Raw genomic sequence first — 17,489 nt, 5'->3', positions numbered from 1 at the left:
GGGCCCGCTGGCTCATCGCCGACGGGCCCGCCGACAAAGCACTACGCCGTGCCGGCCTCGCGCGCCAAGCGCGCTTCGTAAGTCTTCAGATGGTTGTACGCGACGCGCAGCAGCGAGATTCCGGCGTTCGCCGCCGGCGCGTCGCCACCGCGCGCGAGCAGATCGCCGATCACGTGGTCCGCCTCGACGCGCGCGCCCTGCTCGACGTCGCGCAGCATCGACGCCGTCAGGCTGGACGGCGTGAACAGCGTCTTCTGCGTGCGGGCATCGAATTCGCCGCTCGGCGCGTAGCCGTTGTGCCGGGCGATCGCCACGCATTCGTCCAGCAGGGTTTCGAGCAGGCGCCTGCCGTCCGGCGCGGCCAGAATGTCGCCCACCGAGCCGCGAAACAGCGACGTGCCCGCCGCGAGCGTGGCCAGAAACACCCACTTCTCCCACATGCGCGCGATGATCGCGTCGCTCAGCGTGACGTCGAAACCGGCGTCGCCGAGCACGTCGGCCACCGCCTGCGTGCGGGCGGACACGCCGCCGCCCAGCTCGCCGAACGACACGCTGTGCGCATCGTTCAGGTGCACGACGTGCTGCTGCGCATCGAGCGTCGCGGCGATCACGCACAACCCGCCCAGCACGCGCGACGGCCCGAACTTCGCCTGCAGCACGTCGAGGTGACGCATCCCGTTGAGCACCGGAAGAATCATCGTGGCCGGGCCGACGAACGGCGCGATGGCGGCGATCGCATCGTCGAGGCTGTACGCCTTGCAACTCAGGAAAATCAGGTCGAACGGCTGGGCCGGGTCGCTCGCGCTGACGGTATTCACGTCGGAAAGCGTCAGATCGCCACGCGGGCTGCGGATGACCAGGCCGTCGCGGTCGAGCGTCCGCGCGCGGGAATCGCGCACCAGAAACGTCACGTCGCGCCCGGCCGCCGCGAGGCGACCGCCGAAATAGCCGCCCGTCGCCCCTGCTCCAAGTATCAGGATTCTCATAGTCGCCTCAATTTCTCCGTGTCGTCATCGCATCGGCGAATGCCGATATCGCAATGCATGTGAGCGAAAAGGTAGCGCAAATTGCGCCGGCGTGCCGGCTCGCCGGCGGACGTCGGGCTATCGGAGTCGTGCCGCCCGATTCACGGCGCACGCACGCGTGCCGCAGCGCATGGAGACCGCCTCGATCCTTGGTCTTGCGAACCATCTTTCTGCTTGCAGCGGTCAGTTCGCCCGCGCTGACGCGGCCGATGCAACCGGTGCGCCTACCTTGCCGTAGTCGACCGGCTGGTCGGCCGGGCGCGGCGTCTCGCCGGCCCGCTCGATCCAGCCACCGCCCAGTGCGCGGTACAGGTCGACGAGGCTGGTCCAGCGCGCGAGCCGTGCGTTGATCAGCGTCTGCTGCGCCGCGTACAGGTCGGTCTGCGCGGTCAGCACCGACAGGTAGCTGTCGACGCCGTTCTTGTAGCGCAGGTCCGACAGGTCGTAGCGACGCTGCTGCGCGTGCTCGTTGCGCTGCAGCGCGGCGATCTGCTGGTCGTACGTGCCGCGTGCGGCGAGGCCGTCCGCCACCTCGCGGAACGCCGACTGGATCGCCTTCTCGTAGTTCGCGATCTCGATGCGCTTTTGCACGTTCGCGAGATCGAGATTGGCAAGGTTCGCGCCGCCCTCGAAGATCGGCATCGTGATCTGCGGCGCGAACGACCACGCCGCCGTGCCGGCCTTGAACAGCCCGCCGAGCGTCGGGCTCGCGGTGCCGAACGCGCCCGTCAGCGAGATGCGCGGGAAGAACGCCGCGCGCGCCGCGCCGATGTTCGCGTTCGCCGCGAGCAGGCTCTGCTCGGCTTCCATGATGTCCGGACGGCGCGTGAGCAGGTCCGACGGCAACCCGGCCGGGATGTCGGTCAGGAAGTTCTGCGCGTCGAGCGGCAGGCCCGGCGGCAGGTCGTCCGGCAGCGGCTGGCCGATCAGCAGCACCAGCGCGTTCACCGCCTGCGCGCGGGCGCGCGCCTGCGCCTGCTGGTTCGCGAGCGCCGTCTCGACGATCGTCTGCGCCTGGCGCAGGTCGAGCTCCGAGCCGGTGCCGTTGTCGAACTTCAGCTTCGTCAGGTCGTACGACGCCTGTGCGGATTTCAGCGTGTTTTCCGTCACCTTCAGCAGGTCGTCGGTCGACAGCACCGTCAGGTACTGGTCCGCGACCTGCGCGACCAGCGCGATCTCCGACGCCTTGCGGGCCTGCGCGGTCGCGAGGTATTTCGCGAGCGCCTGGTCCTTCAGGCTCTGGATCCGGCCGAACAGGTCGAGCTCCCACGACGCCTGCAGCCCGACGTTGTAGGTCGTCGTGATGTTGCGTCCCGGAACCGCCGTCAGCGCGTTCGGCAGCCGCTGGCGATCGCCTGTGCCGACCGCGTCGAGCGTCGGGAACAGGTCCGCACGCGTGATCTGGTACTGCGCACGCGCGGCCGCGATGTTCAGCACCGCGACCCGCAGGTCGCGGTTGTTGTTCAGCGCGATCTCGATCAGCCGCTGCAGGCGCGGATCGACGAAGAACTCGCGCCAGCCGATGTCGGCCGCCGCCTGGCCGTTCGCGCTGCGCGCGCCGGCCTTCGCGGCCGGCTGCGTCGCGTACACGCCGCCGGACGGAAACGCCTGCGCGACCGGCGCATCCGGCCGCTGGTAATGCGGCGCCATCGTGCAGCCCGCGGCGAAGAGCGCGGCGGCGAGTGCGACTGCACTTGCAGTCAAAGCGTGTTTTTGCATCATCACTGTCCCTTCTTCTCGTCGTCGCCGTGGTCGCCTTTCTCCGCCTGGTGCATGTGATCCTGCGCGAGACGCAGCGCGACATCGGCATCCTCCTGCTCGCCGCTGAAGATCTGGCGTACCTTCACGAAGAACATCGGGATCATGAAAATCGCGAGGAACGTCGCGGTGATCATCCCGCCGATCACGCCGGTGCCGATCGCGTGCTGGCTCGCCGAGCCCGCGCCGTTGCTGATCGCGAGCGGCAGCACGCCGAGAATGAACGCGAGCGACGTCATCATGATCGGCCGCAGCCGCAGGCGCGCCGCTTCCAGCGCGGCCTCGATCGGCCCCATCTTCTCCGTTACCTGCAGCTCGCGCGCGAACTCGACGATCAGGATCGCGTTCTTCGCGGACAGGCCCACCGTGGTCAGCAGGCCGACCTGGAAGAACACGTCGTTCTCGAGGCCGCGCAGCGTTGTCGCGAGCAGCGCGCCGATCACGCCGAGCGGCACGACCATGATCACCGAGAACGGAATCGACCAGCTTTCATACAGCGCCGCGAGACACAGGAACACGACGAGGATCGAAACCGCATACAGGATCGGCGCCTGCGAACCCGACTGGATTTCCTGGAACGACAGCCCCGTCCACGAATAGCCGACGCCTTCCGGCAGCTTCTTCGCGAGCGCTTCCATCGCCGCCATCGCCTGGCCGGTCGACTTGCCCGGCGACGCCTGCCCCAGAATCTCGAACGACGAGACGCCGTTGTAGCGCTCGAGCTTCGGCGAACCGTAGGTCCAGTGGCCGGTCGCGAACGCGCTGAACGGCACCATCCCGCCCGAGCCGTTGCGCACGTACCAGACGTTCAGGTCTTCCGGCGTCGTCCGGAACGGCGCGTCGGACTGCACGTAGACCTTCTTGATCCGGCCGTCGGTGTCGAGGAAGTTGTTCACGTACTTCGACGCCCACGCGATCGAGAACGTCTGGTCGATCGCATCCGGGCTCACTCCGAGCGCATCCGCCTTCTCGCGATCGATGTCCACCTTGTACTGCGGTGTGTCGTTCAGGCCGTTCGGGCGCACCAGCGCGAGCAGGGGGTCCTTCGACGCCATCTCGAGCAGCTGGTTGCGTGCTGCAATCAGCGCGTCGTGGCCGAGACCGCCGTTGTCGGTCAGCTGGAAGTCGAAGCCGGACGCGTTGCCGAGTTCCCGGATCGACGGCGGGTTGAACGGAATCACCATCGCATCCTTGTACTTCGCATAATGCGCGGCGGTCCTTCGCAGCAGCGCCTGCACCTTCTGATCCGAACGCTGGCGCTCCGAGAAGTCCTTCAGCTTCACGAACACGAGACCCGAGTTCTGGCCGCGGCCCGCGAAGCTGAAGCCGTTCACGGTGAACACCGCGCCGACCACGTCCTTTTCCTGGGTCGTCAGGTAGTCATTGATGTTCGCGAGCGTCTTCGCGGTGGTTTCCTGCGTCGAGCCGGACGGCGTCTGCACGATCACGAACATGTAGCCCTGGTCCTCATCCGGCAGGAACGACTTCGGCAGGCGCGCGAACAGCAGGCCGACCGCGACGAGCACGGCCAGGTAGATGACGAGCCAGCGGCCCGAGCGCTTGATCACGTGGTGCACGCCGACGTGGTACTGGTCGCGGCTCTTGTCGAAGGTTCGGTTGAACCAGCCGAAGAAGCCCTTCTTCTCCTCGTGGTGGTCCTTCGGAATCGGCTTGAGGATCGTCGCGCACAGCGCCGGCGTCAGGATCAGCGCGACGAGCACCGACAGCACCATCGCCGATACGATCGTCAGCGAGAACTGACGATAGATCGCGCCCACCGAACCGCCCGAGAACGCGACCGGCACGAACACCGCCGACAGCACGAGCGCGACGCCCACCAGCGCGCCGGTGATCTGGCCCATCGCCTTCTTGGTCGCCTCCTTCGGCGACAAGCCCTCCTCGACCATCACCCGCTCGACGTTCTCCACCACCACGATCGCATCGTCGACCAAGAGACCGATCGCCAGCACAAGGCCGAACATCGACAACGTATTGATCGAGAAGCCGACCGCCGCCATGATCGCGAACGTGCCGAGCAGCACCACCGGCACCGCGATCGTCGGGATGATCGTCGCCCGCAGGTTCTGCAGGAACAGGTACATCACGAGGAACACCAGCACGATGCCTTCGAGCAGCGTCTTGACCACTTCCTCGATCGACAGGCGCACGAACGGCGTCGTGTCGAACGGATAGTGGACGACCAGCCCATGCGGGAAGTATCGCGACAGCTCCGCCACCTTCGCCTGGATCGCGTTCACGGTCGCCAGCGCGTTGGCGCCGGTCGCGAGCTGGATGCCGAGCCCGGCCGTGGGTTGCCCCATGTACTTCGTGTCGAAGTTGTAGTTTTCCGTCCCCAGGGACACCTTGGCGACATCCTTGACGCGCACCTGCGAGCCGTCCGGGTTGACCTTCAGCAGGATCTTGCCGAACTGCTCGGGCGTGCGCAGCAGCGTCGCCTCGGTGATGGTCGCCTGCAGCATCGTGCCCGGCTTCGCCGGCGTGCCGCCGATCTGGCCGCCCGCGACCTGCACGTTCTGCGCGAGGATCGCGGCCGTGACGTCGGACGGCGTGAGGCCGTAGTTCGTCAGCTTCGTCGCATCGAGCCACACGCGCATCGCATATTGCGAACCGAGCAGCAGCGTCTGGCCGACGCCGTTGATGCGGCTGATCGGATCGAGGACGTGCGACGCGACGTAGTTCGTCAGGTCGTCCTTCGACATGCTGCCGTCTTCGGAGTTGAACGCAATCCACAGCAGCCAGTTGCTGCTCGACTTCGTCACCGACATGCCGAGCTGCTGCACGACCTGCGGCAGGTTCGGCGTCGCGAGCGACAGCTTGTTCTGCACCTGCACCTGCGCGATGTCCGGGTTGGTGCCCGGCGCGAACGTGATCGTGATGGTCGCGTTGCCCGAGTCGTCGCTCGTCGACGACATGTACAGGAAGTTGTCGAGACCGCTCATCTGCTGCTCGATCACCTGCGTCACCGTGTCTTCCACCGTCTTCGCGGAAGCGCCCGGATAGTTCGCGGTGATCTGCACGGCCGGCGGCGCGATCGTCGGATACTGCGCGATCGGCAGCGTGAAGATCGACGCGACGCCGGCCAGCATCAGCACGATGGCGATCACCCATGCAAAGATCGGGCGATCGATGAAAAACTTGGCCATGAAACGGACTCCCTGTTAATGCGCGCTCGCGGCTGCGGCGCCCTGCGCCTGCGCGAGCTGGGCCGCAACCGTCTTCACGGTCGCGCCCGGACGCACCTTGTCGATGCCCTGCACGATCACCCGGTCGCCCGCCTGCAGGCCGCCTTCGACGATCCAGTTCTGCCCCTGCATGCCCGTCGTCGTCAGCGGACGCGGCGCAACCTTGTTGTCCGCTCCCACCACCAGCGCGACCGCCTGCCCCTTCTGGTCATGCGTGACGCCGATCTGCGGCACCAGGAACGCGTGCTCGTTCACGCCTTCCTCGATCCGCGCGCGCACGAACATCCCCGGCAGCAGCACGCGGTTCGGGTTCGGGAAGATCGCGCGGATCGTCACCGAGCCCGTCGCCTGATCCACCGTCACGTCCGAGAACTGCAGCTTGCCCGGCTCCGAGTACGTCTTGCCGTCTTCCAGGATCAGCGACACCTTCGCCGCCCCCGGGCCGCTCGTCTTGATCCGCCCGCTCTGCACGTCCTGGCGCAGCTTCAGACCGTCGAGGCTCGACTGCGTCAGGTCCACGTACACCGGATCGAGCTGCTGCACCGTCGACATCAGCGTCGCCTGGCTCGCCTGCACGTACGCGCCCGGCGTGACCTGCGAGATGCCGACGCGGCCGGTGATCGGCGACACCACGTCCGTATAGCCGAGGTTGATCTGCGCGGTGTCCACCGCCGCCTTGCCCGCCGCGACGTCCGCCGCCGCCTGCCCTTGCGCGGCAACCGCGTTGTCGTAGTCCTGCTTGCTGATCGCGTTCGCGCCCACCAGCACCTTGTAGCGCGCGACCAGTGCGTTCTGCGTCGCGAGATTCGCCTGCGCCTTCGCGAGCGACGCCTTCGCGCTGTTCAGTTGCGCGAGGTACGGCGCCGGGTCGATCTTGTAGAGGCGCTGGCCGGCCTTGACGTCGGTGCCTTCGGTGAATTCACGGCGCAGCACGATGCCGTCGACCCGCGCGCGCACCTGCGCGACCAGGAACGCGTTGGTGCGGCCCGGCAGTTCGGTGAAGACCGGCACGGTTTCCGGCTGGACGGTGACGACGCCGACTTCCGGCGTTTGCGGCGGCGGTGCCGATTCTTTTTTCCCGCACGCGGCCAGGAAAACGGCGGCCGTCGCGACAGTGATTAAGCGGTATGGAACCCGTTCGACGCGCATGGAGCGACCTCTCACTAACAATGAATAACAACCAATCGGTTCTGGCTTTTCTTCAACAACGCCTATGCCTGCCGGTTCCGTCCGGAACCCTGCATGCGAATTTCCCTCTGGCACATCCTTTCCGGAATGCATTGCTCACGCGACTCGGCCAATTCCTTCACGGAATCGGGCAAGTCCGATAACGTCATTTTTATTCTCAGTAATCCTGATGTAATATTCGGCGTCGGTTCAGTTGCTTGACTCACGAGCATTCGTCCGTCGGAGTCGACGCGTTTCGATATCGGCGTATGAATCAGCCGTCGCGTGTCGTTGCCCGCGCATCGGGCCTTCGCATGATCGCTTCTGCTTCGTCAGGTTGCACCGCGGCATTCTGGCCGATGCGGTCCGATTGATAAATGGGGAAACACTGAGAACAGAATTCGGCTAAAACGAACAATTCAACTGGAATCGCTCAGCCCCGCTGCTTCCCGGAGTCAGAAAAGCCAACGAATCCCGCAACGCAGCGAAAATTGACGTTCCCAAAACGACGGTGCTACAGTTGCCACTCGTCGAAAGGACGCAACGCGAGACGTCCTCGCCCATCACACAGGCAGCGCCCGAACTGCCGCTCCCCGCATCCGTTCCCGTTGCCCGGCACGCCGGGTATCCGCACGTCGCCCGGCCGACGCATCGACACCCGCGCCGGCCGCACGTTGCACCGTCACTTTCCACGGAGACGCGATGACACGCCGAATCGACCGACGAGCCTTCCTGATGTATGGCGCCTGCAGCGCCGTGCTGCCGCTCCTTGCCGCCTGCGGCGACGACGCCGGCGCACCCGTGGCGGGACCGCGCGCCGCGGCAGCCGAATTCGCGAACGGCATTTCGCCGCCTCACACGTTCGACGAAAACGATCTGCTGATCCCCGGTTTCAGGATGAAGCTCGGCGAGCTCATCGCGCAAATCGAGCAGTACCAGCCGGCCACGATCGTGAATATCGTCAGTGCGGCGCTGTCGGCGGATACGCTGCCGGGGCTCATCGCATTCGGCGAAGTCACGGTCAAGGCGCTCGCATCGTTCATTCCGGTCGCCGGCCCGCTCGTCGGCGAAGTGCTGAACCTGCTGTTCAGCCGGCTCAACACGCTGTTCGAGCACGCGCCGGACGAAGACGCGATGATCCGGCGCATCGCGACGGAAGAGATTTCGAAAAACAACGTCGAGATCATGCGACAGGTTCTGACGGGCATCGATCGCGTGCTGCAGGACCTCACCGCATTCATGCGAAGCGCGACGCCGCCCTATTCCACATCGATGATCGACAACATCACGGCGAAGTTCGAAGCGTTCGCGAGCATCTGCACCGCGCAGATTCCGATGTTCCTGATCAAGGGCTCCGAGTATCAGGGGCTGACGATGCACGCGCTCGCGGCGAGCGCGCAACTGTCGATGTACAGCGCGTATCTGTCGATGCGCCGCGAGCTCGTGCTCGCACCCGACACGATCACCGCGCTGCTGCGCGAAATGCACGCGAAGATCTTCCAGTATCAGAACGACATGCAGGCAGTGCTCGCGAAGCATCTGGACACGCTGTCCGATCCGGCGAAGAAGAACGATTACGTTCGCAATTTCTATACGCTTGGTCATGCGAAATTTCTCGCGGCGGCGAAAACCTATTTCACGACGCTTCACGAAACGAAGATCGACTTTCGCAACTCGATGGAGATCTACACGAACGAAGTCGTACGAAAAACGGCCGACGCGACGCTCGCGTCACGCACGTCGTACCTGACCGACCTGCTTGCAATTTGCCACTGCGGCTACGGCGGCGATGCGCTCGTCGTTCGAATGAATCAGACCTTCGTCGATGGCACCGGGCGCGCGACGCACATCGACGCGCAAGGCTGCACGGGCGGCTTCGATGGCGTGTCGGGCTTCTTGCGCACGATTCAGCGCTCGTTCGCCGCGAATCAATCGAAGGGAGAGTTGACTGACGGCCGCGACTGCATATGGAAGGCGGCCAACCGCGGCTCAATATTCCGGATTGGCGAAAACATGACGCTGCACACACTGCAAGTGCAGGACGGCACGGGCGCGCGCTATACGGCCGCGCTCGACGGATACGGCAACGCACTCGATTTGATCGACGATCCGGACTACGTCCAGTCGTACTCGCCCGGCAATGCGGCGAAGCTCGAGCCGGGTTATTTCGTTTCGGCGTTCCTGACCCAACCAGGCACGCATTCCGGCAAGACCTGTCGTGAAGATTCCGGCTACGGGATTCCGTACGGCGGCATGGCGCTGCGACACTACACTTCCGCATCGCAGCTTGCGGAATTGCGCAGTGCCGATGTCGGTCTCGAACTCGACCTGACCTGCGGTTTCAGCATGTCGGATTCCTCGACGCTCGGCGCACCAACAGGCTATGCAGACGTCATGATCGGCAAATCGATCCTCGTCGGCAAGAGCCTCACGTTCGTCGTGACGAACCGGACCGCCGCGCCCATTGCATGCCGCTTCATTCCATTGCTCGCAGACGTCAAAACGACCGCGGACGCGGTCGTCACGCTGACGCTGCTCGCGCAAGACAAAACGCAGGTGCTCGGCTCGACGACGCTCGCCGCGCGCGACGGCGAGCCCGTGCTGCTGGGCGAAGACGGCCGCGCGTTCGCTTACTACGAAACCGGCGACGTCTTTCCGTTTGCGCCCGGCGTGAACCACGTGCGCCTCGCGCGCAACGCGGATCTCGGCAACAACGCCTTTCGATTCGCGAGCCTGCTGGTCGTGCCGGCGCGCACGTGACCAACGCCGTCGGGCTAGCCCGACGCGCGCGGCCCCAGCCGTTCGGCGAGAAACGCGACGAACGTGCGCAGCGTAACGAACCCTTCCCGGTGCTGCGGAAAGATCGCGTTCAGCTGCAGCGCAGGCGGCGCGTAGGCGTCGAGCACCGGCACGAGCGCGCCGCTGTCGAGCGCCGCGCCGACGATGAAGTGCGGCAGCAGCGCGATGCCGAGCCCGGCGATGGCCGCGTCGCGCACGACTTCGCCGTTGTTCGCGACGAGCGGCCCCTGCACGTCGAAGGTCCGCGCCGCGCCATCGACCCGGAACTCCCAGCCGACCCGCCGTTCGCGCCCATACAGCAGGCACACGTGCTCGCCCAGGTCCGCCGGCGTCGCCGGCGCGCCGCGACGGCGCAGGTAGGCCGGGCTGCAGCACGCAATCATCCGCGACTGCCCGAGCGGGCGGGCAATCAGCGTCGAATCCTCGAGCGGGCCGATGCGCAGCGCGACGTCGAAGCCTTCGCCGATCAGGTCGACGCGCCGGTCGGTCAGGTCGAGATTGAGCCGCACGGCCGGATGCGCGGCCAGGAACTCGGCGATCAGCGGCGACAGGTGCGTGATCCCGAACGACAGCGGCGCGCTGATCTTCAACGAGCCGTGCAGCTCGGTGCTGCGCGCCACCATCACCTGCTCGGCGTCGGCCACTTCGGCGAGGATCCGCTGCGCGCGTTCATAGAACTCGTGCCCCGATTCGGTCACGGCCAGGTTGCGCGTGTTGCGGTGAAGCAGGCGCACGCCGAGCGCCGCTTCGAGCGCCATCGTCCGCCGGCTGACGAACTGCTTCGACAGCATCAGCTGGTCGGCGGCCGCGGTGAAGCTGCCCGCATCGACCGTCGCCACAAAAATCCGGAGATCGCCCAGTTCCATATTGTCCACCTGAATGTGACAGTGATTATCTCCCATGCGATTTATTTGTCAATTCGATTGACTTAAGCTTCATCTCAACGATCGACCGAGCCCACTTCCGCGGTTCGGCGACTTTGAGGACAAGCAAAATGATTGAGATCCGAGCAGCAAACCAACGCGGCCGCGCCGAACATGGCTGGCTCAGCTCCCGTCACACGTTCTCGTTCGCGAATTACTACGATCCGCAGCAGGTCGGCTTCTCTGACCTGCTCGTGATCAACGACGACCGCGTGATGCCGGGCCACGGCTTCGGCACGCACCCGCACCGCGACATGGAGATCCTGTCGTACGTGCTCGACGGTGCGCTCGAGCACAAGGACTCGATGGGCACGGGCTCGGTGATCGTGCCGGGCGACGTGCAGCTGATGAGCGCGGGCACGGGCGTGCGCCACAGCGAGTTCAACCACTCGCGTGAAGCGCAGGTGCACTTCCTGCAGATCTGGGTCGGGCCGTCGGAGAAAGGCGCGCAGCCGCGCTATCAGCAGACGAACCTGCCGGCCGAAGACAAGCGCGGCAGGCTCGTGCTAGTCGTGTCGCCGGACGGCGCCGCCGGCTCGCTGAAGATCCGGCAGGACACGCGGATCTACGCCGGCCTGTTCGACGGCGACGAACGCGCGACGCTCGCGCTGCCGCCTGACCGGTTTGCGTACGTGCATGTGGCACGCGGCAGCGTGACGGTCAACGGCGTGACGCTCGGCGAAGGCGACGGTGCGCGCGTGCGCGGCGAAGAAGCGCTGACGTTCGCGGACGGCAAGGACGCCGAGGTGCTCGTGCTCGACCTGCGTCCGGTCGAAGTGACGGCCGAATGGGCGTGATGTCGTGATGCGCCGGAGGCAGGATTCCGGCGAAGGCCCCGCAGCAATGCGGGGCCTTTTGTTTGGTTCGTGGATTTCCGTGGATGTCGCCTGCCGACCCACTTCGGCCATTCGATACCGCGTCACCCTAGCGGCAGCTATCTGGAGTAAGCGGCCCTCCGCGCCGACAGCCCGATGCCAAAATTTATCCTCTTTAGTTCATTTACGCCGCTGCGACCAGTGCACGACCGCTCTCGATCTGATAGCGTCGTTCTGTTCAGCCGGACCCAGCCGGCAAGCACATAATAGGGTGGCAAGGTCAGATCACGTGCTCCGTTCGTCACTCGCGAGCCAAGCCTCTGCGCGTACTAAACGCTGAGCGGTAATCCGTCGAGGCCTGCTACATTCTGGGTGCCATCCCTTCGGATAGATGAAACCACATGAACATTGAAGATCTGCCCCCGCCGAAGACTAATAACAGGTGGTACCGCAATTATGAAGCAAACGAGGTGCTGGTCTTCGTGCACGGCGTGCTCTCGGACAGCCGGAACTGCTGGTTGGCGTGTGAAAAGGCCACCAACCATATTGCGTATTGGCCAACGCTGATATCTTCTGACCCTCGATTCCGAAACGTAGGACTTTATCTCGGTGGGTATCACACAGATGTGGATAGCGGCGACTTTCCCCTTCAGCAGTGCGCGGCACAGCTTTTTTCCTATCTTAAAACACCAGATTCACTGGGTCGCCCGCCAGTTTTGAGCAAGAGGAAGATCACGTTTGTTTGCCACAGTATGGGAGGAATCGTCGCCCGCTATCTTCTGTGTGAATATTGGGACGACTTTAAGGACAAGGACGTTGGAATAGTCTTGGTTGCGTCGCCCTCATATGGATCGAAACTGCAACATAGTCTCGATCACATTATCCATCTGTACAATCATGAGCAAGGAAAGCAACTCAAGTGGGGAAATCAGATACTTAGGGACTTAGATGAGCGCTTTAAGAATTTGATAAACGGAAAAAAGATTAAATCTTTTCATGGGGTTGAGTTTTTCGAAAATCGTTTCATTGTCCATTACAGGTGGCTACCTTGGTTCTCGCGAACCAAGGTTGTCTCGAATGAAAGTGCGGCTCGGTATTTTGGCTATGCTAAGATGGTTGGTGGCTCTGATCATATGAGTATCTGCAAGCCGAGATCCGTGGAAGACGCAGTACATCAATACTTACTGGTGTTTCTCAACGATAATGGTCTATTGCCCGCCAAAGACACAACTACAAAAGAGACTCAAAACATCCTCGGAGCTGACCTGGTCGATCGAGATACGAATGTTGCCATGGGTTCGTCAGTCGATGCTCCCGATGGAATTCCTGGACGCGTCGACCAAAACAGTGCTTCTCCCAGCTACGAGATAGTTCGTCGTAGTCGACGGAACATTAAATTCATACTGGCTGATTTCCAAAGCAGCGACCCGGTAAATGGTAGTAACGCGCTTTTTGAACTGCTCGATCGCAAAGCCGCAGGAGAGGAAGCAGTATTCAGGTCTCCTCTTTTGGTGCCAACAATGCAAGTGCGGCGCCGAATGTTCGAGTACGTGGGTGCCAGGGCGGAGACGGTCACTCCGTTGCTGCTTGCTCGCTTACAGGGGCCGCGGCAGTCCAGTGATGCAGAAGTAGCGGCGACCCTTCTAGCTGGCATCCCGTCCTCGCCCGATATCCTTTCCCAGATTAAGCACCAGTTGTCGGAGGACTTTGCGGATGATCTCTCCTTGCGTAATGACGAGAGCGGGTGGCGCGCAGCGCGCCGGTTGCTAGCATTGGGGAATGCTGGTGCATACGCACGTGATATCCTCGATTACGTCGATCATGACGGGTACGCATGGGAAAAGCTTGCCACGTTTGCGTTCAGGGGGGCATGTGCCGCGTTCTCCCGCGGTGCAAGAAGCGATGAAGGACCGGTAGCCAAGCTTGTTGTCCAAACAGGCCATTCAGATGCGCCTTTCCCATCGCCAGACATCTCCTCCAAGGACATTCCCAGTGGAGCTGTCGCTACTGAGGAAATCGATCATGCAGTTTTCAAAGGAGCTTTCTCTACCCGGCACAACGGTGCGGTGGTTGATCACGTACTGCTGAATTGGTCAAATGAGAACACTCACTGGCGTGTGCGGTACTTGGGAGCTGGCATTGTCGCGTCAGCGGCATTTGAGAGAACCACCTATCCTGTCGACGAGTGGCTGCAGCGTGAAAGCGATCCTGACGTTCGGTCGAACCTCTTCCTGGCGCTCGCGTCGGCCGATTCGGCGGTTGGTGCCGAAGCGCTCCTAGCTCGATACCTCCAATACCATCGCACCGAAGGACTGGGCGCCCTCTCGCGATCCTTATGGCGCTGTAACGACCGCGATGCAGCGATTGCCGAACTTGAAAGCCTCGGCATGCAGAGCGTGGAGAGCTATCCAGCTTTGGTGGTTTCACTCGCCCGCCTAGGGCGTCGATTCCCCAATCTCGAATCACTTCTGAGCTCGGATAGCTTCTTCGTTCGAGCAAATGCAGCACTTGCGATCGGTTACCTTCGTGACGGTAACTACCGCAATCGACTGAGATCTCAGCTCCGAGAAGCGGCGGCACCGATAGAAAGGATTTGCGTCGCGGCGGCTCTCTTGATGGTCGATGCCTCGAGTACGGAATCAGAGCTTCACAATGAGTTAGTGGCAGCATGTGACCATGAAGACATTCGATTCCGTATCGACCCTTACTTTCTTTGGGGCTATATCAAAGAAGCAATTTTGGATGCTTTCATGTCTGTAAACAGTAAAGATACGCTGGTGATGGATGGTTGGCGAAGGGAATTTCAGCCGCTATTCTGATAACGAACATTCGCCGCACGAAGTAAACGAAATCAGACCAGCCCGAACGCTTTGACGGCTACGTCTGGAATCCGTCGATCCAGCGCATCCGTGTCACGTCGGATCGGTCATTCATTGACCGCGGTACGCAGCAGAGCGCGAATGACTAGCGTGGACGATGATCCGTCTGACCCATCCCAGCGCGAAGGTCCGTTGTTTGGGCGGGGCGGCCGCTCAAATAAGCGGGATGGCGAACGGCTGAAGATGGCCGATCGCCGACGGTTCGCCGCGCCCCCAGGAATTCCGCGGTGAACCGGTGTGATCCATATACGCTTTGCGGGAAAGGGATGCCACTAGAGAAAGCGCGCTCGATTACCGATCAGCGGCTGCGTTCTGCGCCGCCGTTAACCTGGATCACCTGACCCGTGACGTGCAGCGCGTCGGGCGACGCAAGCCAGCCGATCGTGTTCGCGATATCGTCCGGCGTGCCCGCGCGGCCGTTCAGCGATTCCGCCACCTTGTCCTTGCGCTGCACGTCGGACAGCGCCGCGCCGAAGAACGCCGTGTCCGCGACGAAGCCGGGCGCCACCGTGTTCACGGTCACGCCTTTGGGGCCCAGCGCCTTCGCGAGATCGGCGGTATACGGATGCAGCGCGGCCTTCGATGCGCCGTAGCAGCCGACGCCAGAGCCGCGAAACGCGGCGATCGAACTCAGGAACACGATGCGCCCGCCCGGTTGGCGCAGATGCGGCAGAAGCGCTTCCGTCAACAGCACCGCCGACAACGTGTTCTTGCGGAAGTTGTCGGTCCAGCGGCGCGCGACGCCCGCGAGGCCGTTCGCATAGGCGTCGGGCGGAGATTGCCGCAGCACGTGCCCGCCTGCCGCGTTGACGATCGCGTCGACCGTCGGGAATCGCGCGGCCAGCGTGCGCACGATCGCTTCCACCTGCTCCGGCACCGCCAGATCCGCGACCAGCGGCGCCACGCCCGGCGCATCCGGAAATGCATTGCCGATCTGTTCGGCCGCGTGCGCGAGCACGTCGGCGCGACGCCCGACGATCGCCACCTGCGCGCCGCGTTGCGCGAAATGGCGTGCTGCCGCGAAACCGACGCCGGTACCGCCGCCGCTGACTACGACTACCTGGCTCATGTTCATGCTCCGCGTTGAAAGTAAGCGATCCGTATCGATTGATGCGGTTACCACGTCGCGGTGGAAAAACCCAGTGCGCGCGCCGGGTGTGCCCAGCGCATCGGTGCGCCGTCGACCCGCGCCGGCGCCCGCACGCGTTGCGCACTGCCCCAGCTCGTCTCCTCGATCCATGCATCCAGGTCACCCGGCTCCTCGGGGGCGAGCAGCGCGCGCTCCGGCGCCTGCAGGCCGCCCGACGACAGCAGCAGCGACGTTCTCGCCAGCGATCCGCGCGTTCGCGTGCCCACGTTGGTCGCCAGTCGGCGCGTCAGCCCGCGAAGCGCCGCTGCGGCAAGCAAATAACCGGTGCCGTGATCGAGCGCCTGCACGGGAAGCGGAACGGGACGATCTGCGCCCTTCACGCGCATCGCCGTCTCGACGAGGCCCGTGCTCGTCTGCACCAGGCTGTCGAAGCCCCTGCGCCCACGCCACGGCCCGCTCCAGCCATACGCGTCGAGCGACACGTCGACGAGCCCCGGATTGATCCGCCGCCGCTCGTCGGCGTCGAAGCCGAGGCGATCGAGCGCATCGGGCCGGTAGCCGTGAACCATCACGTCGGCGTCGCGGATCAGGCGCCGCAGCACCGCGCGCCCGTCTCCCGATTTCAGGTCGACGCGCGCGGAGCGCTTGCCGAGCACGACTTCTGGAACCGTGTTCGGTTCGTCCCAGTCGATCGGATCGATGCGCAGCACGTCTGCGCCGAAGCCCGCGAGAAAGCGCGTCGCGACCGGCCCCGCGAGAATGCGCGTCAGGTCGAGCACGCGCACGCCCTGCAGCGGCCGCGCGGCCGGCACGGTCCACAGCGGCCGCGGCCCTTCGACGCTCACCGTGTCGTGAATCAGCAAGGGCTCGGCCCGCACCGCGAGCCCCTGCAGATGCCGGGCCCATTCGTCCTGCGTGTGCATCGCGGCCGCGCAGCCGCCCTGTTCGATCACCGCGGCCTCGAGTTCGTCTTTGCGCCAGCGCGTGACCGCCTGCGCGACGGCCGCCTTGTCGAGCGGCGTGCGCAGCACCGCGAGCACGGCGTCGCGATGGTGCGGTGCATTGGTATGCAGCCGGATCCAGCCGTCGGACGCACGGTAGTCGCCCGCGATCACGTCCCACTGCGGCGGCATTTCCCAGCCGCGCGGACGCAAGGACGTGCCGAACCACAGTGACACGTAGCGCCGGTCAACTTGGACGGCGGGCAACGCGCCGCGTGCCTGCTGCACGAGCTCCGCGAGCGCGACGCTCGCCGCGCCGACCGCGGCCGACGCGAAATCCGTGACTGGAAAGGCGGACGGCAACACGCCCGTGCCGGTGAACTTCAGGATGTTCAGACGATCGGCATCTCCGTTCAGCGCCTGCCAGATGTCACGCAGATATGCGTCCGTGCATGCGCTGCCGGCCTGTTCGAGTGCCGATGTCGAAGCATGTTCGGACATGACTCTTCCTGATTCGTATATGGGGTAAAAAAGTCTATTCGTCGGCAACTTCGAGCGTCAATCTTGATTCAGCGAATCAAGATATCTTTTTACGCAACAGCCGTTTTCAAGCAGTGGCGGACCGGTAAGTCAACGAATCGCCGTGACTTTGCATGACGCATCATTTCCCCTGGATCAACCAAATGATGAGACCGCCTGGTATCCGCTCACAAATACCAAACGGAATCCGTAATTCACATTCAATCGAATCGGCTTGCGTCACCCCGCTGCGTACCGGCCAACGCGCAGGCCTTTTCGACATGAGTAGACCCCATCCACTCACTGAACCCGGATCACTACCGCCCCGCGCATCGTCTTGCCGATCGCCCGGCTGCTTGACAAGCCGCGC

At 63.8% G+C, this 17,489-nt stretch carries 9 protein-coding genes and 1 pseudogene; 3 read left to right on the top strand and 7 right to left on the bottom strand.

All coding sequences use genetic code 11. The annotated features are described in order from the left end of the window. Positions 1–41: 41 nt before the first annotated feature. The 4 genes and pseudogenes from panE to KY49_RS14575 form a co-directional block, all read right to left on the bottom strand. A complete protein-coding gene (gene panE, locus KY49_RS14590; RefSeq protein WP_042585378.1) occupies positions 42–986 on the bottom strand; it encodes a 2-dehydropantoate 2-reductase in 945 nt (314 codons plus the stop codon). Positions 987–1,208: 222 nt separating this feature from the next. Further along, positions 1,209–2,747, bottom strand: a complete 1,539-nt coding sequence (locus KY49_RS14585) for an efflux transporter outer membrane subunit (RefSeq protein WP_042585377.1) — start codon at positions 2,745–2,747, stop codon at positions 1,209–1,211. Next, entirely contained in the window at positions 2,747–5,947 is a 3,201-nt protein-coding gene (locus KY49_RS14580) for an efflux RND transporter permease subunit (protein ID WP_042585376.1), read from the bottom strand. Before KY49_RS14580 ends, KY49_RS14585 begins: the two co-directional genes overlap by 1 nt. A gap of 21 nt (positions 5,948–5,968) precedes the next feature. After that, a pseudogene (locus KY49_RS14575) lies at positions 5,969–7,135 on the bottom strand (efflux RND transporter periplasmic adaptor subunit); the annotation flags it as partial. Positions 7,136–7,855: 720 nt separating this feature from the next. Between KY49_RS14575 and KY49_RS14570 the strand changes: the two are divergent. Then, on the top strand, positions 7,856–9,913 hold the full coding sequence (locus KY49_RS14570; protein WP_082062383.1) for an insecticidal delta-endotoxin Cry8Ea1 family protein: 2,058 nt from the start codon (positions 7,856–7,858) through the stop codon (positions 9,911–9,913). 14 nt (positions 9,914–9,927) lie between these two features. Here KY49_RS14570 and KY49_RS14565 read toward each other — a convergent pair whose 3' ends face one another. Then, entirely contained in the window at positions 9,928–10,818 is an 891-nt protein-coding gene (locus KY49_RS14565) for a LysR family transcriptional regulator (RefSeq protein ID WP_042585374.1), read from the bottom strand. Between the two features lie 128 nt (positions 10,819–10,946). Here KY49_RS14565 and KY49_RS14560 point away from each other — a divergent pair, with 128 nt between their 5' ends. Both KY49_RS14560 and KY49_RS37325 read left to right on the top strand, forming a co-directional pair. After that, a complete protein-coding gene (locus KY49_RS14560) occupies positions 10,947–11,672 on the top strand; it encodes a pirin family protein (RefSeq protein ID WP_042585373.1) in 726 nt (241 codons plus the stop codon). Between the two features lie 419 nt (positions 11,673–12,091). Further along, complete coding sequence (locus KY49_RS37325) at positions 12,092–14,509, top strand: esterase/lipase family protein (RefSeq protein ID WP_156162533.1); 2,418 nt, start codon at positions 12,092–12,094, stop codon at positions 14,507–14,509. 358 nt (positions 14,510–14,867) lie between these two features. Here the strand turns inward: KY49_RS37325 and KY49_RS14555 are convergent, their stop codons facing one another. Continuing rightward, a complete protein-coding gene (locus KY49_RS14555; RefSeq protein WP_042585793.1) occupies positions 14,868–15,638 on the bottom strand; it encodes an SDR family NAD(P)-dependent oxidoreductase in 771 nt (256 codons plus the stop codon). 47 nt (positions 15,639–15,685) lie between these two features. After that, a complete protein-coding gene (locus KY49_RS14550; RefSeq protein WP_042585372.1) occupies positions 15,686–17,101 on the bottom strand; it encodes a CoA transferase in 1,416 nt (471 codons plus the stop codon). Positions 17,102–17,489: the final 388 nt, after the last annotated feature.

It is taken from the genome of Burkholderia sp. MSHR3999, from assembly GCF_000833595.1.
Taxonomy (GTDB): Bacteria; Pseudomonadota; Gammaproteobacteria; order Burkholderiales; family Burkholderiaceae; genus Burkholderia; species Burkholderia ubonensis.
The sequence above is the reverse complement of the archived record's forward strand: the minus strand, read 5'-3'. Positions and strand labels throughout refer to the sequence as shown.

Bases quoted from the DNA above. Each gene is read 5' to 3' on its own strand.
- panE (WP_042585378.1), bottom strand. From the start codon at position 986: ATGAGAATCCTGATACTTGGAGCAGGGGCGACGGGCGGCTATTTCGGC.
- KY49_RS14585 (WP_042585377.1), bottom strand. From the start codon at position 2,747: ATGATGCAAAAACACGCTTTGACTGCAAGTGCAGTCGCACTCGCCGCC.
- KY49_RS14580 (WP_042585376.1), bottom strand. From the start codon at position 5,947: ATGGCCAAGTTTTTCATCGATCGCCCGATCTTTGCATGGGTGATCGCC.
- KY49_RS14570 (WP_082062383.1), top strand. From the start codon at position 7,856: ATGACACGCCGAATCGACCGACGAGCCTTCCTGATGTATGGCGCCTGC.
- KY49_RS14565 (WP_042585374.1), bottom strand. From the start codon at position 10,818: ATGGAACTGGGCGATCTCCGGATTTTTGTGGCGACGGTCGATGCGGGC.
- KY49_RS14560 (WP_042585373.1), top strand. From the start codon at position 10,947: ATGATTGAGATCCGAGCAGCAAACCAACGCGGCCGCGCCGAACATGGC.
- KY49_RS37325 (WP_156162533.1), top strand. From the start codon at position 12,092: ATGAACATTGAAGATCTGCCCCCGCCGAAGACTAATAACAGGTGGTAC.
- KY49_RS14555 (WP_042585793.1), bottom strand. From the start codon at position 15,638: ATGAGCCAGGTAGTCGTAGTCAGCGGCGGCGGTACCGGCGTCGGTTTC.
- KY49_RS14550 (WP_042585372.1), bottom strand. From the start codon at position 17,101: ATGTCCGAACATGCTTCGACATCGGCACTCGAACAGGCCGGCAGCGCA.